Origin of the sequence: Sphingomonas sp. 1F27F7B (assembly GCF_005503355.1) — a bacterium.
In the GTDB taxonomy this organism is placed as follows: Bacteria; Pseudomonadota; Alphaproteobacteria; order Sphingomonadales; family Sphingomonadaceae; genus Sphingomonas.
The window spans coordinates 18,958-45,452 of the sequence record NZ_SCMK01000004.1 but is presented as its reverse complement, the minus strand read 5'-3'; the positions used below and the strand labels follow the sequence as shown (position 1 = coordinate 45,452).

Annotated in this window: 27 protein-coding genes and 1 riboswitch; of the genes, 6 read left to right on the top strand and 21 right to left on the bottom strand. The window is 70.3% G+C overall.

Annotated elements, in window-relative coordinates:
• The first annotated feature begins 22 nt into the window (after nucleotides 1-22).
• Nucleotides 23-700 carry an ArsR/SmtB family transcription factor gene (locus FFS08_RS04835; protein WP_137862707.1) on the top strand — a complete coding sequence of 226 codons (678 nt, stop codon included), beginning with the start codon at nucleotides 23-25 and terminating at the stop codon, nucleotides 698-700.
• 79 nt (nucleotides 701-779) lie between these two features.
• Here the strand turns inward: FFS08_RS04835 and FFS08_RS04830 are convergent, their stop codons facing one another.
• The gene (locus FFS08_RS04830) at nucleotides 780-2,474 is read right to left on the bottom strand and encodes an acyl-CoA dehydrogenase family protein (protein ID WP_137862708.1); all 1,695 of its coding nucleotides are present in this window, start codon (nucleotides 2,472-2,474) and stop codon (nucleotides 780-782) included.
• 57 nt (nucleotides 2,475-2,531) lie between these two features.
• Here FFS08_RS04830 and FFS08_RS04825 point away from each other — a divergent pair, with 57 nt between their 5' ends.
• The gene (locus FFS08_RS04825; protein ID WP_137862710.1) at nucleotides 2,532-3,446 is read left to right on the top strand and encodes an L-threonylcarbamoyladenylate synthase; all 915 of its coding nucleotides are present in this window, start codon (nucleotides 2,532-2,534) and stop codon (nucleotides 3,444-3,446) included.
• Between the two features lie 143 nt (nucleotides 3,447-3,589).
• Here FFS08_RS04825 and FFS08_RS04820 read toward each other — a convergent pair whose 3' ends face one another.
• On the bottom strand, nucleotides 3,590-4,246 hold the full coding sequence (locus FFS08_RS04820) for an HAD-IA family hydrolase (RefSeq protein ID WP_137862712.1): 657 nt from the start codon (nucleotides 4,244-4,246) through the stop codon (nucleotides 3,590-3,592).
• A gap of 138 nt (nucleotides 4,247-4,384) precedes the next feature.
• On the opposite strand from FFS08_RS04820, the gene aqpZ reads away from it, so the two are divergent.
• The gene (gene aqpZ / locus FFS08_RS04815; protein WP_137862714.1) at nucleotides 4,385-5,116 is read left to right on the top strand and encodes an aquaporin Z; all 732 of its coding nucleotides are present in this window, start codon (nucleotides 4,385-4,387) and stop codon (nucleotides 5,114-5,116) included.
• A gap of 19 nt (nucleotides 5,117-5,135) precedes the next feature.
• Here aqpZ and msrA read toward each other — a convergent pair whose 3' ends face one another.
• Complete coding sequence (gene msrA, locus FFS08_RS04810; protein ID WP_137862716.1) at nucleotides 5,136-5,681, bottom strand: peptide-methionine (S)-S-oxide reductase MsrA; 546 nt, start codon at nucleotides 5,679-5,681, stop codon at nucleotides 5,136-5,138.
• A gap of 65 nt (nucleotides 5,682-5,746) precedes the next feature.
• Here msrA and galE point away from each other — a divergent pair, with 65 nt between their 5' ends.
• Nucleotides 5,747-6,745 carry a UDP-glucose 4-epimerase GalE gene (gene galE / locus FFS08_RS04805; protein WP_137862718.1) on the top strand — a complete coding sequence of 333 codons (999 nt, stop codon included), beginning with the start codon at nucleotides 5,747-5,749 and terminating at the stop codon, nucleotides 6,743-6,745.
• On the opposite strand, the gene FFS08_RS04800 is transcribed toward galE, so the two are convergent.
• Together FFS08_RS04800 and FFS08_RS04795 are read right to left on the bottom strand one after the other, a co-directional pair.
• Nucleotides 6,736-7,434: a phosphatase PAP2 family protein gene (locus FFS08_RS04800; protein WP_137862720.1), complete on the bottom strand. Its 699-nt coding sequence runs from the start codon at nucleotides 7,432-7,434 to the stop codon at nucleotides 6,736-6,738. The genes galE and FFS08_RS04800 overlap by 10 nt on opposite strands.
• Before the next feature lie 44 nt (nucleotides 7,435-7,478).
• Nucleotides 7,479-9,593, bottom strand: coding sequence for a TonB-dependent receptor (locus FFS08_RS04795; protein ID WP_137862721.1), 2,115 nt, complete (start codon nucleotides 9,591-9,593; stop codon nucleotides 7,479-7,481).
• Between the two features lie 252 nt (nucleotides 9,594-9,845).
• On the opposite strand from FFS08_RS04795, the gene FFS08_RS04790 reads away from it, so the two are divergent.
• The gene (locus FFS08_RS04790; RefSeq protein WP_137862723.1) at nucleotides 9,846-10,376 is read left to right on the top strand and encodes a hypothetical protein; all 531 of its coding nucleotides are present in this window, start codon (nucleotides 9,846-9,848) and stop codon (nucleotides 10,374-10,376) included.
• Between the two features lie 53 nt (nucleotides 10,377-10,429).
• On the opposite strand, the gene FFS08_RS04785 is transcribed toward FFS08_RS04790, so the two are convergent.
• Nucleotides 10,430-11,506 carry a serine hydrolase domain-containing protein gene (locus FFS08_RS04785; protein WP_171012481.1) on the bottom strand — a complete coding sequence of 359 codons (1,077 nt, stop codon included), beginning with the start codon at nucleotides 11,504-11,506 and terminating at the stop codon, nucleotides 10,430-10,432.
• A 123-nt stretch (nucleotides 11,507-11,629) separates the two neighbouring features.
• On the opposite strand from FFS08_RS04785, the gene FFS08_RS04780 reads away from it, so the two are divergent.
• Nucleotides 11,630-13,012: a LytR/AlgR family response regulator transcription factor gene (locus tag FFS08_RS04780; RefSeq protein ID WP_171012480.1), complete on the top strand. Its 1,383-nt coding sequence runs from the start codon at nucleotides 11,630-11,632 to the stop codon at nucleotides 13,010-13,012.
• 21 nt (nucleotides 13,013-13,033) lie between these two features.
• Here FFS08_RS04780 and cobU read toward each other — a convergent pair whose 3' ends face one another.
• The 15 genes from cobU to cobO form a co-directional block, all read right to left on the bottom strand.
• A complete protein-coding gene (gene cobU / locus FFS08_RS04775; protein ID WP_137862729.1) occupies nucleotides 13,034-13,540 on the bottom strand; it encodes a bifunctional adenosylcobinamide kinase/adenosylcobinamide-phosphate guanylyltransferase in 507 nt (168 codons plus the stop codon).
• Nucleotides 13,537-14,994, bottom strand: coding sequence for a cobyric acid synthase (locus FFS08_RS04770; protein WP_137862730.1), 1,458 nt, complete (start codon nucleotides 14,992-14,994; stop codon nucleotides 13,537-13,539). Before FFS08_RS04770 ends, cobU begins: the two co-directional genes overlap by 4 nt.
• Complete coding sequence (cbiB, locus tag FFS08_RS04765) at nucleotides 14,982-15,920, bottom strand: adenosylcobinamide-phosphate synthase CbiB (protein ID WP_137862732.1); 939 nt, start codon at nucleotides 15,918-15,920, stop codon at nucleotides 14,982-14,984. The genes FFS08_RS04770 and cbiB overlap by 13 nt, the downstream gene beginning before the upstream one ends.
• Nucleotides 15,913-16,884 (bottom strand): aminotransferase class I/II-fold pyridoxal phosphate-dependent enzyme, encoded by a 972-nt coding sequence (locus FFS08_RS04760; RefSeq protein WP_137862733.1) that lies wholly within the window; start codon nucleotides 16,882-16,884, stop codon nucleotides 15,913-15,915. The genes cbiB and FFS08_RS04760 overlap by 8 nt, the downstream gene beginning before the upstream one ends.
• Nucleotides 16,881-17,600: an adenosylcobinamide-GDP ribazoletransferase gene (locus FFS08_RS04755; protein WP_137862735.1), complete on the bottom strand. Its 720-nt coding sequence runs from the start codon at nucleotides 17,598-17,600 to the stop codon at nucleotides 16,881-16,883. The genes FFS08_RS04760 and FFS08_RS04755 overlap by 4 nt, the downstream gene beginning before the upstream one ends.
• A complete protein-coding gene (locus tag FFS08_RS04750; RefSeq protein ID WP_137862737.1) occupies nucleotides 17,597-18,166 on the bottom strand; it encodes a histidine phosphatase family protein in 570 nt (189 codons plus the stop codon). Before FFS08_RS04750 ends, FFS08_RS04755 begins: the two co-directional genes overlap by 4 nt.
• Nucleotides 18,163-19,176: a nicotinate-nucleotide--dimethylbenzimidazole phosphoribosyltransferase gene (cobT, locus tag FFS08_RS04745; RefSeq protein ID WP_137862739.1), complete on the bottom strand. Its 1,014-nt coding sequence runs from the start codon at nucleotides 19,174-19,176 to the stop codon at nucleotides 18,163-18,165. The genes FFS08_RS04750 and cobT overlap by 4 nt, the downstream gene beginning before the upstream one ends.
• Entirely contained in the window at nucleotides 19,173-19,580 is a 408-nt protein-coding gene (locus FFS08_RS04740; protein WP_137862741.1) for a DUF1636 domain-containing protein, read from the bottom strand. The genes cobT and FFS08_RS04740 overlap by 4 nt, the downstream gene beginning before the upstream one ends.
• On the bottom strand, nucleotides 19,580-20,116 hold the full coding sequence (locus FFS08_RS04735; RefSeq protein WP_137862743.1) for a hypothetical protein: 537 nt from the start codon (nucleotides 20,114-20,116) through the stop codon (nucleotides 19,580-19,582). Before FFS08_RS04735 ends, FFS08_RS04740 begins: the two co-directional genes overlap by 1 nt.
• Before the next feature lie 17 nt (nucleotides 20,117-20,133).
• On the bottom strand, nucleotides 20,134-22,089 hold the full coding sequence (locus FFS08_RS04730) for a TonB-dependent receptor plug domain-containing protein (protein WP_137871817.1): 1,956 nt from the start codon (nucleotides 22,087-22,089) through the stop codon (nucleotides 20,134-20,136).
• 143 nt (nucleotides 22,090-22,232) lie between these two features.
• A riboswitch (cobalamin riboswitch) is annotated at nucleotides 22,233-22,417 on the bottom strand.
• Entirely contained in the window at nucleotides 22,416-23,111 is a 696-nt protein-coding gene (locus tag FFS08_RS04725) for a phytanoyl-CoA dioxygenase family protein (RefSeq protein WP_137864937.1), read from the bottom strand. (Overlaps the previous riboswitch by 2 nt.)
• Nucleotides 23,108-23,881, bottom strand: a complete 774-nt coding sequence (locus FFS08_RS04720) for an ABC transporter ATP-binding protein (protein WP_137864936.1) — start codon at nucleotides 23,879-23,881, stop codon at nucleotides 23,108-23,110. The genes FFS08_RS04725 and FFS08_RS04720 overlap by 4 nt, the downstream gene beginning before the upstream one ends.
• Nucleotides 23,875-24,867: a FecCD family ABC transporter permease gene (locus FFS08_RS04715; protein WP_137864935.1), complete on the bottom strand. Its 993-nt coding sequence runs from the start codon at nucleotides 24,865-24,867 to the stop codon at nucleotides 23,875-23,877. Before FFS08_RS04715 ends, FFS08_RS04720 begins: the two co-directional genes overlap by 7 nt.
• On the bottom strand, nucleotides 24,864-25,733 hold the full coding sequence (locus FFS08_RS04710; protein ID WP_137864934.1) for an ABC transporter substrate-binding protein: 870 nt from the start codon (nucleotides 25,731-25,733) through the stop codon (nucleotides 24,864-24,866). Before FFS08_RS04710 ends, FFS08_RS04715 begins: the two co-directional genes overlap by 4 nt.
• A gap of 142 nt (nucleotides 25,734-25,875) precedes the next feature.
• The gene (cobO, locus tag FFS08_RS04705) at nucleotides 25,876-26,484 is read right to left on the bottom strand and encodes a cob(I)yrinic acid a,c-diamide adenosyltransferase (protein ID WP_137864933.1); all 609 of its coding nucleotides are present in this window, start codon (nucleotides 26,482-26,484) and stop codon (nucleotides 25,876-25,878) included.
• Nucleotides 26,485-26,495 lie beyond the last annotated feature (11 nt).

The window sequence follows — 26,495 nt, the reverse complement described above, 5'->3', positions numbered from 1 at the left end:
GCGCAGCGGGCATGATGCGCGGATGCAGCGCATTTCCGCCTTTGCCGAAACCGCCGCCCTGATGGGTGATCCGGCGCGCGCCAACATGCTGTTCGCGCTGATGGACGGGCGCGCGCTTACCGCCGGCGAACTGGCGCGCTTCGCCGGCGTGACGCCGCAGACTGCGAGCGGCCATCTCGCCAGGCTCGCCGAGGCAGGGCTGCTCGAACCCACCGCGCAGGGCCGCCATCGCTATTTCCGCCTCGCCTCGCCCGCGGTTGCGCGGATGGTCGAGGGCGTAATGGGCGTGGCCGAGGAGCTGTCGCGCCGCCCGCTCCCGATCACCGGCCCGCGCGACGCGGGGCTGCGCCGCGCGCGCACCTGCTATGACCATCTCGCCGGCGAGCTTGCCGTGGCGATTGCCGGGCGCATGGCCGAACGTGGCCAGCTCGTGCTGGCGCATGACGGTGCCGCGCTCACCCGCGCGGGCGTGGCGCTGCTCACCGAGATCGGCGTCGCCACGGAGGCGCTCGACGCGCCCTGTCGCGCCTGCCTCGACTGGAGCGAGCGCCGCCCGCACCTTGCCGGCGCGCCCGCCACGGCGCTCTACCGGCATTTCGTCGCCCAGGCCTGGCTGCGCCCCCGCCAGGGCAGCCGCGCGCTGGAGATCACGCGCGGCGGCGAGGCGGCATTGGTGCGCTGGTTCGGGATCTCGCTGTAAATCCAGCCAATTCGGCGCCAATAGCCGGCGAGTTGTCCGCCGGCTTCGGCTATGCCTTCCCTCTCTAAAGGGGGAAGCTCTACGCGGCGAAGCCTGCGGCATCGACCGCGTAGAGCATTTCCGCCTTCGCCATCGCAGCGGCCTTTTGCCCCATCGCCTCGGGCACGATCTGTCGGACATAGAAGTCCGCGGCGGCTCGCTTCATCCTGAGGAACGCCGGATCGCCTTCGCTCCGGGCGGCGGCGCGGCCGCCGGCTTCCATCAGCCAGCCGCAGACGGCGGTGGAGAGCATCGTCAGGAACGGATAGCTCGCCGCCAGCCGGTCATCCATATCGCTGGCGAGCAGGTTGCGCGCGACTTCCTCGCAGGCGTCGATCAGGTTGACGAGCCCGGTATCCTCGGCATCGCCGCGCATCTCGGCGATGAGCCCCAGCAGCGTGCCGCCATTGTCCATCGACAGCTTGCGCCCGACAAGGTCCGCCGCCTGGATGCCGTTGGTGCCTTCGTAGATCGGGGTGATCCGGGCATCGCGGAAATGCTGGGCGGCGCCCGTCTCCTCGATATAGCCCATGCCGCCATGGACCTGGACGCCCAGGCTGGCGACTTCGTTGCCAAGATCGGTGCCATGCGCCTTGGCGAGCGGGGTGAGCAGCTCCAGCCGCGCATTCGCGGCCGCGTCGCCGGCCCGGGCCCGGTCGAGCTGGCCGAACGCGAGATAGACCAGGGCGCGCGCCGCCTGGGTCTGCGCCTTCATCCTGAGCAGCATGCGGCGCACGTCCGGATGCTCGACGATCGCGACCTGCGCGCCGTCGCGATAGCCCTGGACGCGCTCCCGGGCATAGGCGACGGCGCGCTGCGTCGCGCGCTCCGCCACCTGCACGCCCTGCAGCCCGACATTGAGGCGGGCATTGTTCATCATCGTGAACATCGCCCGGATGCCGCCCAGCTCCGGCCCGACCAGCTCGCCGATGCAATCGTCTTGGTCGCCGAAGCTCAGCACGCAGGTGGGCGAGGCATGCAGCCCCATCTTGTGCTCGATCGAGACGGTGCGCACGTCGTTGAATTCGCCCGGCGTGCCGTCTTCGTTCAACCGGTATTTCGGCACGAGGAACAGCGAGATCCCCTTGGTTCCCGCCGGCGCGCCCGGCGTCCTTGCAAGGACGAGGTGGACGATGTTCTCCGCCATGTCGTGGTCGCCGAACGAGATGAAGATCTTGGTGCCCTTGATCTTCCACTTGCCCTCGCCGGCGGGCGCGGCACGGGTCTTGAGCGCGCCGACGTCGCTGCCTGCCTGCGGCTCGGTCAGGTTCATCGTACCGGTCCAGGCGCCGGTCGAAAGATGCGGCAGATAGGCCGCCTGCTGCTCGGGCGTGCCGTGGTGCACCAGCGCCTCCACTGCGCCGACGGTGAGGATCGGCGCCAGCGCGAAGCCCATGTTCGCCGTACCCAGCGTCTCCAGCACTGCGATCGACAGGCTCACCGGCAGCCCCTGGCCGCCATGCTCCACCGGCGAGCCGATCGTGCCCCAGCCGCCCTCGACATAGGCCTGGTAGGCCGCTGCGAACCCGGCGGGCATCTTCACGCCGTCCGGCGTCCATTTCGGCCCATCGGTATCGCCCAGCCGTTCCAGCGGCGCCCATTCGCCCGCTGCGAACGCGCCCGCGCCTTCCAGCACTGCGTCGGCCATTTCCGCCGCCTCCTCGCTGATCTCGCCCAGGCGGACGATGGTTTCGAGCACGAAGCGCTGATCGGCGGTGGCGGCGGTAAAACTCATGATCTTCCGAGGGCCTCTCTCTTGTGGTCTGCTTGCCGCCGCTATAGCTCGCCGGAGGTGAACCCGACAATTCCGCGCATCTTACCCTACGGCACGGCCGCGATCGCCGAGGCCGCCGCGCTGATTCGCACCGGCGCATGCGTCGCCGTGCCCACCGAGACCGTCTATGGCCTTGCCGCCGACGCCACCGATTCGCGCGCGGTAGCGGGGATCTATGCGGCCAAGGGGCGGCCGAGCTTCAATCCGCTGATCGTCCATGTGCCCGACCTCGCCGCGGCCGAGCGGATCGCGGTGTTCGACGCGCGCGCACGCGATCTGGCGACGCGGTTCTGGCCGGGGCCGCTCACGCTCGTGCTGCCGCTGCGCCCGGATGCCGGCATCGCCTCGCTGGTCACCGCCGGACTCGACACGATTGCGATCCGGGTGCCGCGCCACCGGGCGATGCAGGCCTTGCTGGCGGCGAGCGGCAAGCCGCTGGCGGCGCCCTCCGCCAATGCCAGCGGCGCGATCAGCCCGACTCGCGCGGCGCATGTCGCCAGAAGCCTGGCAGGGCGGATCCCGCTGGTGATCGACGACGGCGCCACCCCGGCGGGGGTGGAATCGACCATCGTGAGCGGTGCGCGGATCCTGCGTCCCGGCCCGCTCGGCGCCGAGGATCTCGGGCTCGCGATCGCTGCGCCGGAAGGCAGGATCACCGCGCCGGGCCAGCTCGACAGCCATTATGCGCCCGCCAAGCCGGTGCGGCTGCACGCGACCGAGGCCCGGGACGGCGAATATCTGATCGGCTTCGGCCCGGTGCCGGGCGCGGAGACTCTCTCCGCCGGCGGCGACCTTGCCGAAGCGGCGGCGAACCTGTTCGACGCGCTTCACCGCGCCGACGTCAGCGCGGCGCCCGCCATCGCCGTCGCGCCGATCCCCGAGACCGGCATCGGCGTGGCGATCAACGACCGCCTGCGCCGCGCCGCGCATTAGAGGCCGTGTCGGGCTGATTCGGCCTCGGCGCGCGGCCTGGAAGTTTGGAAAGCCCAGGGCAGGGGGCCGTCTACCTTCACCGTGCGATTGCCGGTGGCGTGTGTGACGGAGCTGCACGGACAAGCCGGCCCGCATCCGCCGTCCTAGCGGGCGACCAGCCGCAGCCAGCCCTGCGCGTCGGTCTCCACGTCGAGGCCCCGGTAGTCGGCGCGCATCGGATGCGACGTGTCGAGCGCGCGGTGATGCGTCTCGGTGATCACGATCGCCGCGGCGCCCGCCGCGTCGGCGGCGGCTAGGCCCGCCGGGCTGTCCTCCCACACCAGGCAATCGCCGATGGCGACTCCGAGCCGCTCGGCCGCGGCGAGGAAGCAGTCGGGCGCGGGCTTGCCGTGCGCCACGTCCTCGGCGGTGATGACCACGCCGGGTAGCGCCACCCCCGCCGCCTCCAGCCGGCGCAGCGCCAATGCGCGCGGCGCCGAAGTGACCAGCGCCCAGCGATCCGCGGGCAGCCGCGCGAGGAATGCCGCCGCGCCGCCGATCTCGGCCAGGCCGTCGACATCGTCGATCTCGGCGCGGGTGAGCGCTTCGGTCTCCGCCTCGGCATCGACTCCGGCCGGCGCGAAGCGGCGGATCGTCTCGATCGCGCGGACACCGTGCAGCGCCGCCATCAGCGGATCCGCCGCGATGCCGTGCCGTGCCGCCCAGGCGCGCCACACGCGATCGACCACGGCCATGCTGTTCACGAGCGTGCCGTCCATGTCGAACAGGAAGGCGGCGAAGCTGCGATCGGGGAGCGTCATCGCCGCTTCCTCACCACAGCCGGCGCCGCGCCGCAACCGCGATCCGCCACGCTTTGCATTCCGGGCGCCGAAGATTTACAAATCCGTGCAGGTCTGGGGGTTTGGGAGAGAGACCGCATACAGCAGGAGGGCAAGATCATGAGCAATGTGCAACGCGGGCTGGCCGAACTGATCGGCACGTTCTGGCTCGTTTTCGGCGGATGCGGCAGTGCCGTGCTCGCCGCTGCGTTCCCCGATGTCGGCATCGGGCTGGCGGGCGTCAGCCTCGCCTTCGGCCTCACCGTGCTTACCATGGCCTATTCGATCGGCCATATCTCGGGCTGCCACCTCAATCCGGCGGTAACCTTCGGCCTGTGGGCCGGCGGTCGCTTCCCGGCCAGGGACATCCCGCTCTACGTGATCGCGCAAGTGATCGGCGCGGTGATCGCGGCGGGCCTGCTCTGGTATGTCGCCAGCGGCGCGCCGGGCTATGCCGGCGGCCTCGCCTCGAACGGTTTCGGCGAGCATTCGCCCGGCCATTTCTCGTTCCAGGCCGGCATGGTGATCGAAGTGGTGCTCACCTTCATGTTCCTGATGGTGATCATGGGATCGACCGACAGCCGCGCGCCCGCCGGCTTCGCGCCGATCGCGATCGGGCTGGCGCTCACGCTGATCCACCTGATCTCGATCCCGGTCACCAACACCTCGGTCAATCCGGCGCGCTCGACCGGACCGGCGCTGCTCGAAGGCGGCATCGCGCTCCAGCAGCTCGTCTGGTTCTGGATCGCGCCGATCGCCGGCGGCCTGATCGGCGGCTTCGTCTACAAGGCGCTGGGTGCCGATGCAGGCAAGCGCCCGCCGATCGAAGGCGAAGCGCTGCCCGCGGAATGAAGCGAAGGGGGGCGCGGCGTCAGGCCGTCGCGCCTTCCCGGCTCCGCGCGGCGAAGCTCTTGCGGAGCTTGCGCAGCTTGGGCGGGATCACGGCCAGGCAATAGGGATTGCGCTGGCCGTCGCCTTGCCAATATTCCTGATGGTAATCCTCGGCCGGCCACCAGTCGCCCAGCGTCTCGATGCTCGTCACGATCGGCTGCGGCCAGTCGGGGCGGGCGCGTTCGATCGCCGCCTCGGCCTCGGCGGCCTGCTCGGCCGAGTGCGGGAAGATCGCCGAGCGATACTGGGTGCCGATGTCGTTGCCCTGGCGGTTGAGCTGGGTCGGATCGTGCGTCGCCAGGAAGATGTCGAGGATCTCGCCATAGCTGATCTGGTCGGTATCGAAGCCCACCCGGATCGCCTCGGCATGGCCGGTCGTGCCGGTGCAGACTTCCTTGTAGGTCGGGTTTTCCTTGGTCCCTCCGATATAGCCGCTCTCGACCGACTGCACGCCGATCACGTCGTTGAACACGGCTTCGGTGCACCAGAAACAGCCCCCGGCCAATGTTGCGGTCTCGATGGTCATCGCGAACTCCTTGCTATCGGCGCAAAGATAGGATTGAGCGCGCCAAGAGCAATGCGGAGTTGGACATGCGCGAAGGCACGGTGCTGGTTACGGGCGGGGCAGGCTATATCGGCAGCCATGCGGTGCTGGCGCTGCTCGATGCGGGCTGGCGGGTCGTGGTGGTCGACAATCTCGTCACCGGCTTTGACTGGGCCGTGGATCCGCGCGCGACGCTGGTGGTGGCGAGCATCGAGGACGACAAGGCTGTCCGCGCCGCGATCCGCGCGCATGGCGTGATCGCGATCATGCATTTCGCCGGCTCGGTGGTGGTGCCGGAGAGCGTGACCGACCCGCTCAAATATTATCGCAACAACACCGCGGCCAGCCGCGCGCTGATCGAGAGCGCGGTGGCCGAGGGCGTGAAGCATTTCATCTTCTCGTCCACTGCCGCGACCTATGGCATTCCCGAGCAGGTGCCGGTGCGCGAAGACAGCCCCAAGCAGCCGATCAACCCCTATGGCATGTCCAAGCTGATGACCGAGATCATGCTGAAGGATGTCGCCGCGGCGCATCCGATCAACTATGCGGCATTGCGCTATTTCAACGTCGCGGGCGCCGATCCGCGGGGCCGCAGCGGCCAGTCTACGGCGGGGGCGACGCACCTGATCAAGGTCGCGGTCGAGGCCGCCACGGGCAAGCGCGGCCATGTCTCGGTGTTCGGCACCGATTTCGACACGCCCGACGGCACCGGCGTGCGCGACTATATCCATGTCAGCGACCTTGCCGCCGCGCATGTCGACGCGCTCGACCTGCTCATCGCCCGGCCGGGTGAGAGCCATACGCTGAACGCCGGCTATGGCCGCGGCTTCTCGGTGCTCCAGGTGCTCGACGCGGTCGACCGGGTGACCAATCTGACGATCGAGCGCAGGCTGGAGGGGCGCCGCGCGGGGGATCCCGACGCGCTGGTCGCGGACAATGGTGCGATCCTGGCGGCGCTGCCCTGGCGGCCGAAGCACGACGACCTGGAGGGAATCGTCAAGGACGCGCTCGCCTGGGAACGCAGGCTGGCCGAGCGTCAGGGCTGAGCACGGCCGCCCAGCAGCATCAGCTCGATCCGCCACCACAGCATCGCCCAGGCGCCGCCGAACGCCCAGCCGGCGGCGACGTCGCTCGGCCAGTGCACGCCGAGATAGACCCGGCTCACGCCCACCGAGACGGTGAGGATCAGCGCGACGATCACCACGAAGGCGCGGATGCGGCGACCGGGCAGCACCGGGAAGAGCAGGGTGGCGAGCGTGAGGTAGACGATCGCGCTCAGCGCGGCATGGCCGCTGGGGAAGCTCTTGGAGGTCTCCTCCATCAGCCGCCCGACCAGGTCGGGCCGCGAACGGCTGACCAGTGCCTTGATCGTCTCCACGGTGAGCGAGCCGAGCGCAGTGGCGCCGACGAGGAGGAGCGCGGTGCGCAGCCGCCCGGCGAGCCAGAGGAAGACCGCGCTGACCATCACCAGGAAGCTCAGCACCGTGGTGCTGCCCAGCGCGGTCACGTCGCGCACCGCCGAGGGGAGCCAGGCGGGGCCGATCGGATGGCCGCCGCTCCGCATCGCCAGCATGATCGCCCGGTCCATCGCCGCGCCGTCGCCCTCGACCAGCTCGTGCCCGAACCAGATCAGCGCGAGCAGGAACAATGCGAAGCCGGCGCCGATCAGGATCGGCCAGGGCAGGCGGCGCGAGGCGGGCGTGGCTTCGGGAGCGGGATGCATCCGGTCCGCCATAGCCAATCCTTTCCCCCAGAGGGAGGGGGGAGGATCCGCCGCCGTCAGATCTGGATGCGCGCAGTCACGCGGATGTCGCGGCCGGGCAGCGGCGCATAATCCTTGAGCACGCTCGCGGCCCGGCGGGCCTCGACGTCGAAGATGTTGTTCGCCGAGAGCATCAGGCTGGTGTTCGACGCGGCGCCCCAGGGCTTCCACGAGATCGAGGCGTTGACGAAGGTGAAGCCGTCGGTCGGGGTCTCGAAGGCGGAGATGCGGTCCTGCTTGAAGACATGCTCGACCTCGCCGCGGATGGAGAAGCGGTCCGAGCTCGCCTCGAGCCCGCCATTGACGCGCAGCGGCGGGATGCGCGGCGCCGGGCCGGTGCCGACGATCTCGGCATGGACGTAATCGGCCAGCGCGGTGGCGTTGATCGAGAAATCCTTCACGCGCGCGATGCGGAACGAGCCTTCGGCTTCGAAGCCGTAATAGCGGGCATTCGCCTGGTTGTACTGGAACACCGGCAGGTCGTCCCGAGTGGCGCCGGTCGGCGTGTCGTAGATATAGCCGGTGAACCAGTTGTAATAGGCCGCGGTCGAGAAGGCGAAGCCGTCGCCCGAGCCCTTGAACGTCGCCTCGACGCCCCAGCTCTTCTCGGTGCCGAAATTCGGGTTGCCGATCTCGAACGCCTGCGTCCCGGCGTGCGGGCCGTTGGCGAACAGCTCCTCCGGAGTCGGTGCGCGTTCGGCGCGCGAGACGTTGACGCCGAAGCGCATGCCCTCGGCCACAGCATAGCTTGCGCCGAGCGAGGCGGAGAAGCTGTTGAAGGTGCGGTTATAGGCGGGGTTGCCGATATCGGCATCGGCCTGGGCATCGACGATATTATGCTCGAAGCGCGCCGCCGCTTCGGCCTTGAACGGCCCGAGGTCGAACGACTGGAGCGTGAACAGGCCGAATTGCTGCGCCGAATTCTTGGGCAGGAACTTCTCGTCGCCCACGACGTGCATGTCGCGCAGGCTGAACTGGCCGCCGACCATGCCTTCCCAGCCGCCGCGCGCGGCCTGGACCAGCTCGAGCCGGCCTTCATAACCCTGATTGTAGAAAGTGGTGCCGATGGTGCCGTCTTCCGCGATCTCCGAATGCTTGTAGTCGGCCGCGGCCAGGCGGGTGCGGATCTGGCGGAAGATGCCGCCGCCGGTATCGACTTCGCCGCGGATGTCGACACGGGTCTGCTGCGCGTGCAGGCGCACCTGCTCGGCCTCGACCGAGGGATCGAGCGAATAGCGCACCGGCACACCGTAGAAGGTGTCGAAATGGCTGACCGAGAAGCCGAGATTGTTGTTGCCGTCGATGATCGCGGCGCCGCCGGCCACGTCCCAGGTCTTGGCGGCGGTGTTGGGCACCTTGCCCTTGAGGTCGGCCAGGTCCCGGATCTCGGAATCGGCGCTCGCCGCCGCCTGGGCGCGGAGCGCCGGCGACAGGACATAGCCGCCGGTGCGCTGGTCGCCGGTCTGCGAGAAGCTGCCGTCCGCATGGAGCACGATCTTGCTCGCCACCGGCACATCCGCCGCGCCCGAGGCCGAGCGTTCATTGGCAGCGCTGCCATAGCTGGCAATGCCGTCGAAATGGATCGCCTCCTGGGGCATGCGGCGCGGGATGCGGCTGTCGATGACATTGACCACGCCGCCGATCGCCGAGGGGCCGAAGATCAGCGCGGTCGGCCCGCGCAGCACTTCGATACGGTCGGCGGTGAGCGGGTTGATGATCGGTGCGTGATCGGCCGAGGTGTTCGACACGTCGATGCTGCCGATGCCGTCGGTAAGCAGGGGTGCGCGCGCGCCGATGAAGCCGCGCAGCACCGGGCGCGAGGCGTTGGGGCCGAACGACGAGGCCGAAACGCCCGGCTGCTGCGCCAGCGTTTCGCCGATCGTCGGGCGCAGGTCGCGCGTGAGCTCTTCCTTGGCGAGGACGGCGGTGCCGCCCAGCACGTCGGCGGTGTTGCGGGCCCGGGTGCCGGTGACGACGATCTGGGCGCCCGGCTGGTCATGGTCCTGCGGCGCCGTCGCCGGGCTGCCGGAATCGCTTGCCGGCGCCGCGGCGGTCGTGCCGTCCATATCGGTCTGGGCATGGGCCGGCAGGGCGAGCAGAGCGGCGGAGCCGAGCAGGAGCGAACGCAACATCGACGAATTTTCCCCGAACCATGGAACTTGCTGCGTCGCGGTAGTCGCGATGATATAAGGTATCAAGCTCTTTCGTCCCGATCCCCCACCATTTGGCCGCCGGGGGCTTGCGGGCGGTGCAGTGCGGGAAATGTGCCGTTGCTCCGTCTGGGGATCGTTGCACTTGCGGAAACCTAGCGATGCCGTCCGCGGGCCTAATCCCCCGCGCGCGCCGTCCCTAGATAGCGGCCTGCCGAACAGGAGGATCTTGCAATGGCATATCTCGACAGCCGGGTCGCGCTGCTGGAGGGCATGGCCGGCAATGCGCGCGCCGAAGCCGTGCTGAGCCCGCTCGAGTTGCGCACGCTGCAGCTTTCCCAGGCCGATGGCCGCGGCTCGTTGCGCGCGCCGCGCCGGGTCGAGCGACTGGGAGCGATGCTGTTCGGTTCGCGCCGGGTGCCCGGTCTCGCCAATCCGCGGCTCGAGGCGCTCCGCCGCTTTGCCATCCTGTATCGGCTCGAGGGCGCGGCGATCGATGCCGGCGAGGCCGCGCGCGCCGAAGCCGCGGGCTTCTCCGCGGCGGCGCTCGATCGGGTACGCCGGATTGTCGATGGCTGGCCGCGCCGCGCCGGCCCGTTGCTGCGCGCCGCCACCTTGCTGGCGGGAGGCGCCATTGCCGTGTCGGGCAGCCTGGCCGCCTATTTCTGGCTCGCCGACCAGTTCGAGCCGGCAGTGGCGGCGATTCTGCTCGGCGCCGTCGCGGTGACGCTCGCACCGCTCTTCGCCGGTCGACCCCATGGCTGATCGTCTTGCCAGTTCCGGGAAATGCGGATGCCGGCAATGACGGAATGCCGGGCCTATCCGGCTTGGAGGCGGAGCGCGGCTTCGGCGACTTCGTCCATCGTCCTTTGCGAATAGCCGGTGTTGTTGAGCACCACGACCGTGCCCTCGCCGTCGAGCCGGTGGCCGAGCACCGAGCGATAGCCCTCGCGATTGCCGGTGTCCCAGGCGCAGCGCACGCTCTTTCCCGCGATCGTCACCTCGCGGACGCGGCCGCCGAGCGCATAGTGATCGGACGCCACTTCGATCATGGTGAGCGCGCGCCGTGAGCCGGGCGTGAGGAAGGACGTGCTGTAGACCCGGTGAGCGAACCGCATCAGGTCGCGCGCCGTCCCGTAGAAGCCGCCGCCGGCCGCGAGATAGTCGGCCGCGGGGGAAGTCCAGACGGTGGGTGGATCGAGCGTGCGATAGGATTGCGATCCGCTGAGATGCTCCAGGCGCGTTGCGGGCAGGCGCAACGGCGTGGTGACCAGCGCGCGGACGAGATCCGGGAAGCGCGCGCCGGACACCGTTTCCAGGATCGCCTGCACGAGGATCCAGTTGGTCAGGGCATAGTCGAAGCGTGTGCCGGGCGCGAACACCGGATCGCCCGAGGCGAAGAGCGAAACCGCCTCGCGGGTGGGCATGTCCTTGCCGAACAGCTCGGGCCGGGCGCGGACCACTGCGCCGAACTGGTTGGGGATGCCGCTGCTGTTCGAGAGCAGGTGGCGCAGCGTGACCTTTGCGCCATTGTCGCTGCGATAGTCGGGAAGATAGCGGCCGATCGGGGTATCGAGCGACAATTGGCCGCGCTCGGCCAGCCGCATCGCCACCACTGCCGTGATCCGCTTGGAAATCGAGGCGATGGCCATCGGCAGGTCGAGGCCGAACGGCAGCCGCGTCTCGACATTGGCGAGCCCCTGGGCGCTGCCGACGGTCACTTCCCCCTTGCGGCCGAGCGCGATCAGGCCCCTGAAGCCCTGCTCGTCCGCCCATTTGCGGACCAGCGCGTCGAGCCCGGCCCTTTCCGCCGCGTTTCCGGATGCCGCGGCGCGGGCGGCGACGGGCAGCAGGGCCACGCCCATCATCAGCATGCGGCGATCGATATGCTCCACTCTCGCATCTCCTCGGCGACCCTTGCGTGATCCCGGCACCCGCGCCAGGAACGCGCCATGGGGCGTTCCATCCACTCCTGCGATCGACTCTGCCGGGTCGCCACCGCCATTCGGTGAACGCCCATGCCGCTCGGTGAACGCCTTTCCGAACGCCTGATCGCGCCGCTCCTGCTCCTGTTCGGGCTGGTCGCGCTGGGAATCGCGGCCTGGCCATGGCCGGCGGCGGTGGTGCGGCCGGCCGCGCCGCCATGGTGGATCTGTCCCTCGAATGGCGTTTGCAACTGGGGCGACCCGACGCGGACGTCGCTCGACGCGCCGGTCACGGTGATGCGGCGGGTGGTGCGGATCGCGGATCCGCGGCAGGCGGAGGCACTGGCGGTCGACGTGACGGCGATGGCGAGCGCCGAGGTCCGGTGGAACGGCGTGCCGATCGGCGCGAACGGGCGCGTCGGGCCGGATCGTGCGCATGAAGTGCCGGGCAGGTTCACAGCGAGCTTCCCGGTGCCCTGGGAGCGGCTGCGTGCCGGAGGCAATCTGGTCGAGGTACGGCTCTCCGCCCATCATCGCTGGGTGCCGGTCGGCCGGCCGGTGCACCGGCTCGCGGTCGGCCCGCCGCAGGAGCCGTTGCGCGGCGTGCTGCGTGCCTATCTGCCGACGCTGATCGCGCTGGGGCTGCTGCTGGCGACTCTGTTGCTCCAGCTGCTCGCCCGCACCGGGCGCGTGATCGCCCTGCTCAACGGCATCGTGCTGGCGCAGGCAGTGGCGGAGGCGTCGAAGCTGATGCTGACCTATGCCTATCCCTGGCAAGTGACGCGGCTCTTCGCAGTGGCGCTGCTCGCAGGGGTCGGCGCGCTGCTGCTGGCCTGGATGGCCGGCGCGCTGGTGGAGCGGCGGGCGCGGATGCTGCTGCTGGCCACGGCACTCGCCGTCGGGTGCGCGTGGCTGCTGCCCGCCTGGGACGCGAAAACGCTCTGGGCATTGCGCGCCGGGGCCAGTGCGGCGCTGGCGGCGGCAGCGCTGGGGCGAGGGCGGATGCGCGCGGCGCTGGGCGGCTACGGCCTGGCGCTGCTCTGGGCGTCGCTGGTGCCAGGGTTCCTCGATTCCGGCTATTATCTGCTGGCTGCCGCCTTCCTCGCCATCGCCGCAATCCCGAAGCGAGCGGTTCCGGTCGAAGCGCCGCCGCCGGCCGCACCCGCCTATGTGACGCTGCCGCACGGCAACGCGCAACATCGTGTCGCGAGCGGCGATCTCCTTCATGCCCAGGCCGAGGACGATTATTGCCGCGTCCACCTCGCCGACGGACGCAGCCTGCTGGTCACCGCCAATCTGGGTTCGCTCGTACGGATGGCGGCGCCGCACATGATACGCGTGCATCGCAGCCACGCCATAAACGGCGCCAAGCTCGCGGTGGTGCACCGGGGCGGCCCGATCGAGCTGGTCGACGGCACTTCGATCCCGGTTGGCCGCACCTATCGTGCGGCGCTGGCGGCGTGGAGCGCCCGCTAGCGCTCCCGCATTCCGAAACGGCTATTTCAGACGCATCGGCAGGCCGGCGACGACGAGCATCACTTCGTCGGCGGCCGCCGCGACTGCCTGGTTGGTCCGGCCGGCGGCATCGCGGAAGCGCCGCGCCAGCGCATTGTCGGGCACGATGCCGAAGCCGACTTCGTTGGCGACGAGGATCAGCCGGCCCTCGAAGCGTGCGATCGCCGCGCCGAGCCCCGCCGTCGCCTGTTCCATGTCGGCATTGGCGAGCAGCAGGTTGCTGGCCCATAGCGTGAGGCAATCGACCAGCACCACTGCGCCGGTGCCGCTCGCGGTATCGAGCGCCGCGGCAAGCGCGCGCGGTGCGTCCACGGTCTCCCAGCGCGCGTCGCGATCGGCACGATGCCGGGCGATGCGCTCCGCCATTTCGGCGTCCCAGGCTTCGGCGGTGGCGACGAAGACGTGGCGGCCGGACAGTGCTTCGGCGCGCTGCTGGGCGTAGCGGCTCTTGCCCGAGCGGGCGCCGCCGAGGACGAAGAGCGTGGTCATGCGGTCTCCCCGGCGTGCAGCAGCAGCGCGTCGATATCGACATGGCGCTCGAGATCGGCGGCGATCTCGTCGAGCGCGGCGTCGACATCCGCCCGATAGTCGCGCCCGGCCCCGGCCACGCCGATCCGGGCGAGCAGCGCGGTGCGCGCCTCGGACGACGCAAGCAGGCCGTGGAGATAGCTGCCCATCACCGACCCGTCGCGGCTGATCGCCCCTTCGGGGCCGAAGCCGTCCAGCCGCGCGAAGGGGCGTGCCGTGTCGGGGCCGATGGTCTCGCCCATGTGCATCTCATAGCCCTGAACCGGCGCGCCGAGCGCAGTGCCCGCCACCTGGCGCAGCACCTTGGCGGGCGCGAGGCAGGTCGCGACGTCGAGCAGACCCAGCCCTTCTACCTGGCCTGCAGGACCTTCGATTCCCAGCGGGTCGGCGACGATGCGCCCGAGCATCTGATAGCCCCCGCACAATCCGAGGACGGCGCCGCCGCGACGGTGGTGCGCGCGAATGTCGATGTCCCAGCCCTGGGCGCGCAGGAAGGCCAGGTCGGCGATCGTCGCCTTGGAGCCGGGCAGCACGATCAGCGCGGCGTCGCCCGGAATCGGGGTGCCGGGCGGCACCATCGCCAGTTCCGCGCCCGCCTCCAGCTTCAAAGGATCGAGATCGTCGAAATTGGCGATTCGCGGCAGGATCGGGCAGGCGATCAGCCTGCGCCCCCCGCCGCGCGGCGCGGTGCGATCCAGCACCACTGCATCCTCGCTCGGCAGGCGGACCGCGGCGGGCAGCCAGGGCACCACGCCGAAGCCTCGCCAGCCGGACCGTTCCTCGATTGCGCGATAGCCGTCCTCGAACAGCGCCGGATCGCCGCGGAACTTGTTGATGAGGAAGCCGCGGATCATCGCCGCGTCCCCGGGGTCGATCACGGCGCGGGTGCCGATGATCGCGGCGATCACGCCGCCCCGGTCGATATCGCCGACCAGCACGACCGGCACTCCGGCGGCGCGCGCGAAGCCCATGTTCGCGATGTCGCCGGCGCGCAGGTTGATCTCGGCCGGCGAGCCGGCGCCTTCGACCACCACCAGGTCGCATGCGGCCTGGAGCCGGCGATAGCTCGCCAGCACCTCGGCAAGCAGGGCGCCGCGCGCCTCGCGGAAATTGCCCGAGCCGAGCGCGCCGCGCACCCGGCCGTGCACGATCAGCTGCGACGTGCGATCGGCCTGGGGCTTGAGCAGTACCGGGTTCATGTCGGTATGCGGTTCCACGCGGCAGGCGATCGCCTGCAGCGCCTGGGCGCGGCCGATCTCGCCGCCGTCCGCGGTCACCGCGGCATTGTTCGACATGTTCTGCGGCTTGAACGGACGCACCGCCAGCCCGCGATTGGCGAAGGCCCGGCAGAGCCCGGCGACCAGCACCGACTTGCCAACGTCCGATCCGGTGCCCTGGAGCATCAGAGCGCCCATGCGACACTCCCCGCGATCAGCCAGAGCAGCAGGCAGGCGCCGGCATAGATGTGCAGCGCGCGGCGAATGTCCTCGCTGCCTGCGTCGCTGCGGCCGTCGCCGATCCAGGGCTTGTCGTGCATCGTACCGTCATAGGCGATCGGGCCGGCGAGGCGGAGCCCCAGAGTGCCGGCCATTGCCGCTTCCGGCCAGCCGGCATTGGGGGAGGCATGGTTGCCGGCGTCGCGCCACAGCGTCCGCCAGCCCCCGCGGCCGGCAAGGCAGAGCAGCAGGGCGGAAAGCCGGGCGGGCACCAGGTTGAGCAGATCGTCGGCGCGCGCCGACGCCCAGCCGAACGCGCGCCAGCGCGCCTCGCGATGGCCGATCATCGAGTCCGCGGTGTTGATCGCCTTGTAGGTCCAGGCGCCCGGCAGGCCGAGCAGGAGCAGCCAGAAGGCAGGCGCGACGACGCCGTCGCAAAAGCTCTCGGCCAGGCTTTCGATCGCGGCGCGCGCCACGCCGGCTTCGTCGAGCGCGGCGGTGTCGCGGCCGACGATCCTGCCCACGGCTTCGCGCGCGGCGGGCAGATCGCCCTCGGCCAGTGCCCGGGCGACCGGGCGGACATGGTCGTACAGGCTGCGCTGGGCGAGCGCGGGCCAGGCCAGCAATGCGATCGCGAGCCAGCCCCAGCCGCCAAGATGCTGCAGGAGCAGCTGCTGGGCGATCCAGCCGGTGCTGCCGACCAGCGCGAGCAGCAGCAACAGGGTGAGAACGCCCAGCGCACGCCGCGCACCGAAGCTGCGCTCGGGGCGGTTCCACCGCCCTTCGCACGCGCCGATGATCCGCGCGAACAGGCCGACCGGATGGCCGATCCGGCGATAGAGTCCGTCGGGCCAGCCCAGGGCCGCATCGAGCGCGAGCGCGACGAGCGCGCAGGGCTCAGCCATCGGCCAATGCCGCCTCGAGCCGAGCGCGGCCAGCCTGGTCCCGGGGCAGGCCGATGCGCAGCCGGCGCGGCCGATCGGCAAAGGGCCGCGTGAGGATGGCGCAGCGCGCCAGCCGCTCGAACAAGGCCATGCCGTCCGGCACTTCGAGCAGGCGGAAGAGAGGGCAGGCTCCGGCCGGGCGATGGCCGGTCCGGACGAGCATCGCGTCGAGCGCCGCGGCCTCGGCATGAAGCTGCGTGCGCATCGCCTCGATCCAGGAGCGGTCGCGATAGGCGGCGGTCCCGATGGCGATGGCGCCCGCGGATACCGGCCAGGCGCCGATCGCCGTGCGGATGGCGGCGAGGATCGGCGCCGGGCCGAGCACGAAGCCGAGCCGCACCCCGGCCAGCCCGAAGAACTTGCCGAAGGAACGGAAGATGACGAGACGGCGCGCATCGTCGATCCAGTCGGCCAGGCTCTGTGCCGGATCGACATCGGCAAATGCCTCGTCGAGCAGCAGCCACGCATCGTCCGCGCGCCGATCGAGCAGGTCCAGCAGGCGGGCGGGAGGCAGGATGCGCCCGTCGGGATTGTTGGGGTTGGCGAGGATCAGCGTGCCGTTGTCCGCGTCGAGGGCGTCCGGCTCGATCGGCGCGGCTCCGGCGATCATCTCGCCATGGGTGCGATAGGTGGGCGCCAGATAACGGGCGGGGCCGCCAAGCAGCCTGCCGGCCAGGCGCAGGCCCAGCTCGGTGCCGGGCACCGCGCAGACATGGCGCGGGTCGATGCCGAAATGCCCGGCGGCTTCGGCTTCGAGCCCGGCCAGATCTTCCTGTCCGGGCAGCCGGCGCCAGTCGATGGTGAGGGCATCGGCGCCGGGCCAGGGATGGGGATTGATGCCGGTCGACAAGTCGAGCCAGTCGTTCCCGCCGAAATGCCGCCGCGCGGCTTCGATCCCGCCGCCATGCCAGGTCCAGCCGCTCATGCGAGCCTGGCCAGGAGCAAGGCGGCGAGCAGCAGCCCCGTCTCCGTCACTTCGATTCCGCCGCCATGGCCGTCGCCCGATATCCCGCCGAACCTGCGCCATAGCCATGCGGCCCAGCCGAACAGCAATGGCGGCGCGGCGAGCAGGCTGGGCGAGAGCCAGGCGGCGGCGGCCAGCGCGATCGTCCAGATCGCGAGATCGAGCGGGCGCACCGCGTCGCGGAAACGCGAGGCGAGGCCGGCATGGAGATCCGGCAGCCAACGCGTCCACAGCAGCGGGCCGATGCGCGCGGCGAAGGGAATGAGCGCGATCGCCGGATAGGCATTGGCGGCGACCAGGGCATGCAGGAGCACCAGCTTGGCGAGCAGCTGCAGCCCGATCGCCACGGCGCCGAAGCTGCCGAGATGCGGGTCGGCGAGCACCGTCAGGACTCGTTCGCGATCCTTGTGCGCGGCGCCGGCGGCATCGGCGACATCGCCGAGCCCGTCGAGATGCAGCGCACCGGTGACCGTCACCCAGAGCACCAGCCCCGCGAGCGCCGCCGTCCAGGGCTCGATCTCGGCTCCAAGCCGGCATCCGGCCGCGACGATCGCTCCCACGATCAGTCCCACTGCCGGAAACCAGCGGATCGACGCGGCGAACTCCGCGCCGCTCACGGCGATCCGCGGCGCCGGCAGCCGGGTCAGGAACTGGATCGCGACGATCAATCCCTTCATGGGTAGAGCCCGGCGATCTGCGCGCTCGGCCGTTCGCCCGGCCACATCCGCAACGAGACCAGCACGCCATAGGGCAAGTCGAAGGCCCAGAGCTGGCGCTGTTCGAAGCCGCACAGCAGATGGAGGGCGGCGCGGATTGCTCCGCCATGCGTGATGACGAGCGTGGGCGCGGGTGCGAGTGCGCCGATCGCTGCGGAGACGCGGGCGACCAGTGCCGACCAGCGCTCGCCGCCGGGCGGCGGATTCGCCTCGGGGTCGTTCCAGAATTGGCCGAGCGCCGCCGGATCGACAGCGTCGGGCGCCATCCCGTCCCAGGCGCCGAAGTCGAGCTCGCGCCAGCGCGGATCGACCGTCGGTACCAGCCCGGTCCCTCCGGCGACGGCATCGGCGGCGGCGCGGGCACGCCGCAGGTCGGAAGTGACGATGCGCGCGACGCCGAGCGCATCGGCCTGTGCCACACAGGCCGCGATGCCCGCCCGTGTGGGTTCGCAATCGGTATGCCCCATCAGCCGCCCGGGCAGGACGGGCGCGCCGTGACGCAGCAGATGGAGCGCGAAGCAGGTCACAGCGATCCGGATACCTGCGCCTCGGCGAACGTCGCCATCTGGTCGTGCGCGGCCAGCGCGGCGCGGATCACCCCGACTGCCACGGCCGCGCCGCTGCCCTCGCCCAGCCGCATGCCGAGCGCCAGCAGCGGCTCCAGCCCCAGCCGGGCCAGCAGCCGGGGATGGCCGGGCTCGGCCGAGACATGGCCGGCGATGCAATGCGCGGTGATCGCTGCATTGTCGGCGGCGAGCGGGGCGATCGCGGCTCCGCTGATGAAGCCGTCGAGCACCACGGGAATGCCCAGCTGGCGCGCGCGCAGCACGGCGCCGGCGATTGCCGCGATCTCGCGTCCGCCGACGCGGCGCAACGTCTCGAACGCGTCCGTTGGCGCATCCGCGTGAACGGCGAGCGCGCGCTCGACGACCGCGGCCTTGCGCGCGATCCCGTCGGAGTCGACGCCCGTGCCCGGGCCGATCCAGTCCGCCGCGACGCCGCCGAAGCTGCGCAGGCAGAGCGCGGCCGCGGCAGTCGAGTTGCCGATGCCCATTTCGCCGACGGCGAGCAGGTCGAGATCGCCGGCCACCGCCGCGGCGCCCGCATCGAGCGCGGCAAGGCATTCGGCTTCGGTCATCGCGGGAGCGGTCGTGAAATCGGTGGTAGGCGCGTCGAGATCGAGCGCGGTCACTCGGAGCTCCATCCCGGCCGCGCTCGACAGCGCGTTGATCGCCGCGCCGCCGGCTTCGAAATTGGCGACCATCTGCGCCGTCACGCTCGCCGGAAAGGCGCTCACGCCGTGCGCGGTCACGCCGTGATTGCCGGCGAAGATCGCGGTGCGGGCGCGCGCGATCTTCGGCCGGTCGACGCCCCGCCAGCCGGCGAGGAAGACGGCGATGTCCTCGAGCCGGCCGAGCGAGCCGGCCGGCTTGGTCAGTTCACCCTGGCGGGCGCGGGCGGCGGCGATGGCGCGTTGGTCGGGGCCGCGGAGATCGGCGAGCGCGGCGCGGAAGCCGGCGGGCGAGGCAAAGGTCATTCGGCGACGAATCCTGGGGGTGGAGTGCGGGTGATGAAATGGCCTTTGACGCCTTCCGGCCATTGCTGGAAGGGTACCCGGCCATGCTCGCTCGCCGCATGATGTACGGCATAGTCGAGAATGGCGCGCGCGCTCTCCTCGTCCGGCGTGAACCGGCCGAGGACGTACCCCATCTTTTCGGGCGCGCGCAGATGGACGGTGCAGAAATCGGTACAGGCGAACAGGCAGGGCATCTCCTGCACCGCGACGCCGGCATAGCGCGGGTCGCTCGCCTGCACCTTGCGCAGCGCCGCGACCAGCCGGGCGCCGCCGCGCATGCCCTCGCCATCCTCGCGGGCATCTGCGGAATGGCGGCAGGTGTTGCAGGCGACGACCGCCGGGCCGTCCTCGACGCGTTTCAGCATCAGGCGGCGGCGAGCCTCGTCCGCGGTTCAGGCACGCCGAACGCCAGCAGCAGCCGGTAGAAGAGGTAGAGTCCGATCAGGATGGCGCCGTTGCGCAGGAACTGGTCGAGCGAATAGCCGGGATGGAGCGTGATCGCGACGCCGCCGAGCACTGCCGCCCAGCACAAGGTCACCAGCTTCCCTGCCACGAACGCCCCGACATAGGCGATGGCGAGCCGCGCGACCGTCGACTTCACGTCGAGACGGGCGAGCGCCGCATAGGCACCGATCGCCGATCCCGCCGCCGCAGTGCCGAGCCCGACGCCCCAGAGGAGCGTCTTGGGATCGTGCGGATAGTGGAGGAACAGGAAGCCCACGGCCTGATTGGCCCCCCAGGCGGCGAGCGCCAGCGCGATCCCGTCGCGCCGGCGCATGTGCACTGCCGCCAGCGCGGCGAGCGCCGCGACCGGGGCCGTGCAGGCGAGGGCGAAGCTGGTCGCCATGCTCGCCAGTGTGAGCAGCATGATCCAGAGCGTGGAAGCCCGAGCTTGCGTCATCTTGCCTTCTCCCATCGTCAGAAGCGCCCGCGAATGCCGGCATAGATGCTGCGGCCCAGCGTGCCGTAGCGATAGGCGGTCATGTAGGTCTCGTCGAACAGGTTCTCGGCGCGGGCGAACACGCTGAGATTGTCGCCGGCCTTCAGCTCTGCGCGCAGGTCGACCAACGTATAGCCGTCGAGCCGGGTGGTGTTGGCCGCATTGTCGAAGCTGTGACCCGACCAGCGGATCGCGGCGCCGGTGGTGAGGCCGAAGGGGAAGGCGTAGCTGATCGAGCCGTTGGCGCTGTTCTGGGGGCGGCGCGGCAGCCACTTGCCGAAGTTCGCGGTGCCCGGCGAGCGGTCCTCGGCGACGATCCAGCTATAGTTGCCGTCGAGCGTGAAGCCACCCAGCTTGACGGCGGCCGCGGCCTCGATGCCGTGCGCCTCGGCGCGCGAGACGTTCGAATAATAGCCCGAACGGCGCGTGGTGGTGCCCGGCACGAAGCAGAGCAGCATGGTCGAGGTCGCGGTGCAGCTGTTAAAGATGATCTGGCTGGTGGTGGTGCGCTCGAAATAGGTCGCGCCGAAGGTCAGCTTGCGGCCGAACAGCTGCTGCTCGACCCCCGCTTCCCAGCCCTTGGCCCGCTCGGGATCCAGCGCCGTGTTCCCATATTCGCTGAACTGCTGGTAGAGCGTCGGCGCCTTGAAGCCCTCGCCATAGCTGGCGCGCAGGATCGTGCCGGTCGACAGGCGCCACACGCCGCCCGCCGCGAACAGGGTCTGGCCGCCGAAGCGGTTGTGATCGTCGTAGCGGATGCCGCCATTGAGGGTAAGGCCGTCGATCGGCTCGACGCTCAGCTGGGCATAGGCGCTGGTGATCTCTGCATTGCCGCGCGCGAAGGCCGGCAGCGGCGTAGCGAGCGAAGCCGCGGGCGAGCGGCTGCGGAACTTCGAATTCTCGTTCTCCAGCCCGAACACCGCCGAGATGCGCTGGGTGAAGGCGAAGCTGCCCTGATATTCCAGCCGCTGGTTGCGGCCGTTGGATTCGAAGCTCAGCGGGCGGGCGCGGGTGGGGCCGTAGCTGTCGCGATCGGTGTCGGTATAGGCATAGGCGAAGCGATTGCGGAACCGGCCGTCGAGCAGGGCGAGGTTCACGCCCGCATAGCCGACGAACTCCTCGTTCAGCGAATAGTCGCTGCTGTCGCCGGTGGTCGCGTCGATTTCGGTGTGGCCCTTCGAATAATAGCCGCGCACCTCGACGCTGAGGTTGCTGGCGAGCGCGAGTTCGGCGCGGCCGGTGGCGCTGCGGTTGGTATAGCCGTCGGTTTCCTTGCCACCGAACGCCGGGGCGATCGCCGAGATGCCGGCGGTGGTGAAGCTCTGGCCGCCGACGCGCCAGCTGACCGGCCCGGTGCGGCCGCCGATCGCGGCGCGGGCGCTCACGGTTTCGCGCGATCCGGCCTCGATATCGAAGCTGCCCTCCAGCGGCTTCTCCGGCGCGGCGGTGACGATGTTGACCACGCCGCCGATCGCCTGGCTGCCCCACAGGATCGATTGCGGCCCGCGCAGCACTTCGATGCGCGACGCGTCGCCGACCAGCAGGTTGGCGAAGTTGTAGCCGCCGCCGGTGGCCGCCGGATCGTTGAGCTTCACCCCGTCGATCACCACGACGGTCTGATCGGCCTCGGCGCCGCGGATGCGCAGCGACGTGGAGGTGCCATAGCCGCCGTTGCGCGAGACGCTGATGCCCGGCGTGCGCAGCAGCAGCTCGGTCGCGCCGATATCCTGGCTGCGGTCGATCGCGGTCTTGTCGAGCACGGTGATCGAGGCGGGGACCTGGTCGATGTTCACCGGCGCGCGGGTGGCGGTGACGGTGATCTGGTCGCTGTCCTCGGCCGCCGCCGCATCGGGCGCGGGCGCCTGCTGGGCGAAGGCCGCGGGCGCGGCGACCAGGGCGAGGAACGAGGCGGAGAAACGGAGAACGGACTTCATTGCGTGCAACCCATAACGACGCCGCACGCGCGCAAGGCCGATGCCGGCGCCCCTGGGGCGAGCGACATCGTCCGCGCGCGCACGCGGCCAACCTTGTCGTCGCTCGGGTTCACCCCCGTCCGCCCGGCACACCCTGTCCGCACGAAAGACGACCGCGACGGGCAGGTCTCCTGGCTCGCGGGTCGTTGCCGGTCCGGCCGCCTTCTCGGGTGCAACACCCAATGGCATGAGGCCGATGGCTCGCCGCTTACAGTTGCAGGGGCAGCCGGGATTGTCCCGTTCCCATTTTCATCCCCGTTTCCGGGGAACCTGTCGCGCGGGTGGCCTTAGGCGGCCTTGAACCAGACGACAAGGGCGAAGCGCGCCTTGTCGGCGGGCAGGGTGCGGTGCGGCGTGAAGCGATCGAGGAACAGCACGGTGCCGGCCGGGCATTCGGGCTGGAGGCGCGGCAGGCCGGCAATCGCTTCCTCGGTGATCCTGAGGCCGTTGTCGGTCTGGCTGGCGAGCGGGGCAGGCAGGCGGCCCGGGATGATCTCCAGCCCGCCATTGCCGGGGCCGGCATCGCTGAGCGGGATCCAGGCGGTGGTCCAGACCTGGCCGCAGGCGACGCCGTCGTCCCGGGCGACGTCCGAGTGCCAGGCATGGCGATGCTCGGGGAAGCTGGCGATGCTGGCGCGGACGCGGACGACCTTGCCGGCGAGCGCCTGTCCGCCGATCCGCTCGGCCTCCGCGCGCAGGCCGGGATCGTTGGCAATCGCCTGGAGGCGGGGTCCGCGATGCGCGTCGGTGCAGATCGCGACGCGGAGCAGGTTCGCCTGGCTGCGGTCATTCTGGTAGATTCGGTCGAGCCGTTCGGCAAGCGGGGCGTCGGGGCAGCTCTGCTCGAAGGGGAGGTAGAGCGCGTGCGACAGCCGGTCGATATGCTCGGCGATATCGGCCTGGGCGGCCTCCACCAGGGCGCGATCGAACAGCGGCAGCGCGGCGTGACCCTGGTCGCGGTAGAAGGCGGCGTCGTCGCTCACCGGCTGCGGCCCAGGGCAGTGACTGTCGGCCAGTCGCCGCCCAGTTCGACACGCGCGTCGATGCCGTAGACCGACTTGAGATTGGCCGGAGTCAGCACTTCGGCGGGCGTTCCGTCGGCGACGATGGTGCCCCGGTCGATCAGCACCAGCCGGTCGCAATAGCGCGCCGCCATGGTGAGGTCGTGCAGCACCGCGATCACCAGCGCGCCGGCGCGTGCCTCGCCGTGGAGCAGTTCCATCACGTCGATCTGGTGACCGGGATCGAGGCTGGCGAGCGGCTCGTCGGCGATCAGCGCGGGCGCTTCCACCGCCAGCGCGCGGGCGAGCAGCACGCGGGCGCGCTCGCCGCCCGAAAGCTCGGTGGCGACGCGGTCGCGCAGCGAGGCGACATCCGCGCGCGTCATTGCCCGCTCGATCGATACGGTGTCTGCATCGCCGATCCGCGACATCGGCGCGAGATGCGGCAGGCGGCCGAGCTCGACCAGCCGCTCGACGGTGAGCGGCCAGTGCAGCGTCTGGCCCTGCGGCAGATAGGCGACGCGCCGGGCGAGATCGGCGCGCGGCATCGTCGCGACTTCCGCGTCGTCGACCAGGATGCGGCCCTTGTGCGGCACCAGCGCCAGCATTGCGCGGGCGAGCGTCGACTTGCCGGCGCCGTTGGGGCCGACGATGCCGGTGAGGGTGCCGGGGGTGAAAACCGCGCCGGCATTCTTGACCACCATGCGGTTTCCGAGCGCGACTGCGACGCCTTGGAGGCTAATCGTCACCACAGCCGGCGCTCCCGCATCAGATGGATCAGGAAGACCGGCACGCCGAGAAAGGCCGTGACGACGCCGAGCTTCAGTTCGTTCCGGGTGTCGATCAGCCGCACCGCGACATCGGCGAATGTGAGTAGCGCCGCGCCGCCGATCGCCGAGGGAATGAGGATCGCCGAGGGGCTGCGATCGGTGAGCGGGCGGACCAGGTGCGGCACGATCAGCCCGATGAACCCGATGGCACCCGACACTGCGACCGCGCCGCCCACGCCGATCGCGGTGCCGAGCAGCAGCCGGATGCGCGTGCGCCGCAGATCGACGCCGAGCGCCTGCGCGCCGTCCTCGCCCAAGGTCAGCGCATCGAGCGCGCGACCGTCCCAGAGCAGCAGCAGCCCGCCGATCGCGATACAGGGATAGGCGATCCAGACATGCTCGAACGAGCGGTTTTCCAGGCTGCCGAGCAGCCAGGTCATGATCTCCATCGCCGCGAAGGGATTGGGCGAAAGATTGAGCGCCAGGCTGACGCCGGCCGTGGCCAGGGTGGCGATCGCGATGCCGGCGAGGATCAGGGTGAGCGGGCTCTCCGAGCGGCCGGCCAGCGCCGACAGGCCGACCAGCGAGAGCAGCGCGCCCAGCACCGCCAGCACCGGCAGCACCACCGGATGCAGCGCGGCCAGCCCGAAATAGAGCGCGGCGACCGCACCGAGCGACGCGGCGTTGGATGTGCCCAGCACCGAGGGCTCGGCCAGTGGATTGCGCAGATAGCCCTGCAGCGCCGCCCCGGCCAGGCCGAGCATCGCGCCCACGCCCAGGCCGAGCAGCATGCGCGGCAGGCGCAGCTCGAGCAGGATGGTGGTGGCGATCCTGTCGCCATGGCCGGTGAAGGCGGCAACCATCCGGGCGAGCGACAGATGCACCGGGCCGAAGAGGATCGAGCCGATCGCGGCGATCAGCGTGAGGGCGATCAGCCCGGCGATCAACAGGGGGCGGGAAATCGTCATCGGGCGTGGGTCCGATCCTGAAAACGGGCCAGCTGCTGCGCCATTCCCCGCGCAGCGTCGACATAGGCGGGGCTGCCGCACACGGTCCAGGCCTGGGGAATGCTGATCCGGGGAATGCCGGCCAGCGCGGGGTGGTGGAGCATCTCGGTACCCTGGTCGGCAACCGTGTCGGTGGCGCTCTCGACGATGAGATAGTCGGGCCGCGCCGCCACCATCTCCTCGAGGCTGAGCTGCGACAGCGGCGGCCTGCCGAGCTTCGCCGCCAGGTTCACCAGCCCCATGCGCTGCATCAGGTCGTCGATCAGCGTGCCGGTGCCGGTCATGAAGCCGCGGCGCTGATAATAGGCCGCCACCTTGCCGCGCCCCGGCCTGCCGATCGCGGCGAGTTGCGCCTGCATGCGCGCGACCAGCGCATCGCCGCGCTCGGGATGGCCCACCGCCACTGCGGTCTGGCGGATCGTGGCATAGATCTCGTCGACCGTGTTAGCAGTGGCGAGATCGAGCAGGTTGTAGCGGTGCCCCCGAAGCGCGCGCATCGGCGCGCTGCGGCTGGCCGGCATGCCGACGATCAGGTCGGGATCGATCGCCAATATCTGCTCGGCGGAATTCTTGAGGATCGGCAGCCCATGCGCCTTCGCCGCCTCGCCCGACATCTCCGCATCGGTGGCGTTGCGAGTCAGCCCGGCGATCTGGCCGCGATCGGCGAGGGCGAGGACGAGCTGATCGGCGCACAGGTTGATCGACACGATCCGCTTCGGCTTGCCCGCCGATGGCGGTGTGGGCGCGTCGGTGCTCGCCCACGAGATTGCGCCACCCAAAGCAAGCAGTGGCAGGCCGAGCGCCGCGATTTTGATGCGGGAAACCATCAGAACGAGCTTTCCCGTTCCCCGGCGAAGGCCGGGGCCCAGCTTCGGTGCAGTTGGTGAACTGAGAGAACCTCTCGAACGCCGTGGCAACTGGGCCCCGGCCTTCGCCGGGGAACAGGCGGGGTGGAGGGTGCGCGGATCATCAGAACTCGATTCCCGCCTGTGCCTTGACGTTCTGCTCGCGAAAGGGGTGCTTCACCTGGCTCATCTCGGTGACGAGGTCGGCCGCGTCGATCAGCGCCTGGGGCGCGTTTCGGCCAGTGACGATGACGTGCTTCATCGCCGGCTTGGCGGCGAGCGCCGCGAGCACTTCCTCCGTCGGCAGGTAATCGTAGCGCAGCACGATGTTGAGCTCGTCGGCGATCACCATCGCATAGTCCGGATCGGCGATCATCCGCTTCACTTCTTCCCAGGCTTCGCGCGCCACGGCGATGTCGCGCGCGCGGTCCTGGGTGTCCCAGGTGAAGCCTTCGCCCATCGGCTTGAACTCGATCAGCTCGGGGAAGCGGTCGAACACCGCCTTCTCGCCGGTGGCCATGGCGCCCTTCACGAACTGGACCATGCCCACCTTCATGCCGTGCCCGATCGCGCGCACCGCCATGCCGAGTGCTGCGGACGTCTTGCCCTTGCCCGGCCCGGTATGGACGATGATCAGGCCCTTCTCGACCGTCTTGGTGGCGAGTTTCTTCGCCTGGGCGGCCTGGACTTTCTTCATCCTGGCATTGTGTTCGGCGTCGGTGCGCTGCTTCACGGCCGCTTCCC

Bases quoted from the DNA above. Each gene is read 5' to 3' on its own strand.
- FFS08_RS04835 (WP_137862707.1), top strand. From the start codon at position 23: ATGCAGCGCATTTCCGCCTTTGCCGAAACCGCCGCCCTGATGGGTGAT.
- FFS08_RS04830 (WP_137862708.1), bottom strand. From the start codon at position 2,474: ATGAGTTTTACCGCCGCCACCGCCGATCAGCGCTTCGTGCTCGAAACC.
- FFS08_RS04820 (WP_137862712.1), bottom strand. From the start codon at position 4,246: ATGACGCTCCCCGATCGCAGCTTCGCCGCCTTCCTGTTCGACATGGAC.
- aqpZ (WP_137862714.1), top strand. From the start codon at position 4,385: ATGAGCAATGTGCAACGCGGGCTGGCCGAACTGATCGGCACGTTCTGG.
- msrA (WP_137862716.1), bottom strand. From the start codon at position 5,681: ATGACCATCGAGACCGCAACATTGGCCGGGGGCTGTTTCTGGTGCACC.
- galE (WP_137862718.1), top strand. From the start codon at position 5,747: ATGCGCGAAGGCACGGTGCTGGTTACGGGCGGGGCAGGCTATATCGGC.
- FFS08_RS04800 (WP_137862720.1), bottom strand. From the start codon at position 7,434: ATGGCGGACCGGATGCATCCCGCTCCCGAAGCCACGCCCGCCTCGCGC.
- FFS08_RS04795 (WP_137862721.1), bottom strand. From the start codon at position 9,593: ATGTTGCGTTCGCTCCTGCTCGGCTCCGCCGCTCTGCTCGCCCTGCCG.
- FFS08_RS04790 (WP_137862723.1), top strand. From the start codon at position 9,846: ATGGCATATCTCGACAGCCGGGTCGCGCTGCTGGAGGGCATGGCCGGC.
- FFS08_RS04780 (WP_171012480.1), top strand. From the start codon at position 11,630: ATGCCGCTCGGTGAACGCCTTTCCGAACGCCTGATCGCGCCGCTCCTG.
- cobU (WP_137862729.1), bottom strand. From the start codon at position 13,540: ATGACCACGCTCTTCGTCCTCGGCGGCGCCCGCTCGGGCAAGAGCCGC.
- FFS08_RS04770 (WP_137862730.1), bottom strand. From the start codon at position 14,994: ATGGGCGCTCTGATGCTCCAGGGCACCGGATCGGACGTTGGCAAGTCG.
- cbiB (WP_137862732.1), bottom strand. From the start codon at position 15,920: ATGGCTGAGCCCTGCGCGCTCGTCGCGCTCGCGCTCGATGCGGCCCTG.
- FFS08_RS04760 (WP_137862733.1), bottom strand. From the start codon at position 16,884: ATGAGCGGCTGGACCTGGCATGGCGGCGGGATCGAAGCCGCGCGGCGG.
- FFS08_RS04755 (WP_137862735.1), bottom strand. From the start codon at position 17,600: ATGAAGGGATTGATCGTCGCGATCCAGTTCCTGACCCGGCTGCCGGCG.
- cobT (WP_137862739.1), bottom strand. From the start codon at position 19,176: ATGACCTTTGCCTCGCCCGCCGGCTTCCGCGCCGCGCTCGCCGATCTC.
- FFS08_RS04740 (WP_137862741.1), bottom strand. From the start codon at position 19,580: ATGCTGAAACGCGTCGAGGACGGCCCGGCGGTCGTCGCCTGCAACACC.
- FFS08_RS04735 (WP_137862743.1), bottom strand. From the start codon at position 20,116: ATGACGCAAGCTCGGGCTTCCACGCTCTGGATCATGCTGCTCACACTG.
- FFS08_RS04730 (WP_137871817.1), bottom strand. From the start codon at position 22,089: ATGAAGTCCGTTCTCCGTTTCTCCGCCTCGTTCCTCGCCCTGGTCGCC.
- FFS08_RS04715 (WP_137864935.1), bottom strand. From the start codon at position 24,867: ATGACGATTTCCCGCCCCCTGTTGATCGCCGGGCTGATCGCCCTCACG.
- FFS08_RS04710 (WP_137864934.1), bottom strand. From the start codon at position 25,733: ATGGTTTCCCGCATCAAAATCGCGGCGCTCGGCCTGCCACTGCTTGCT.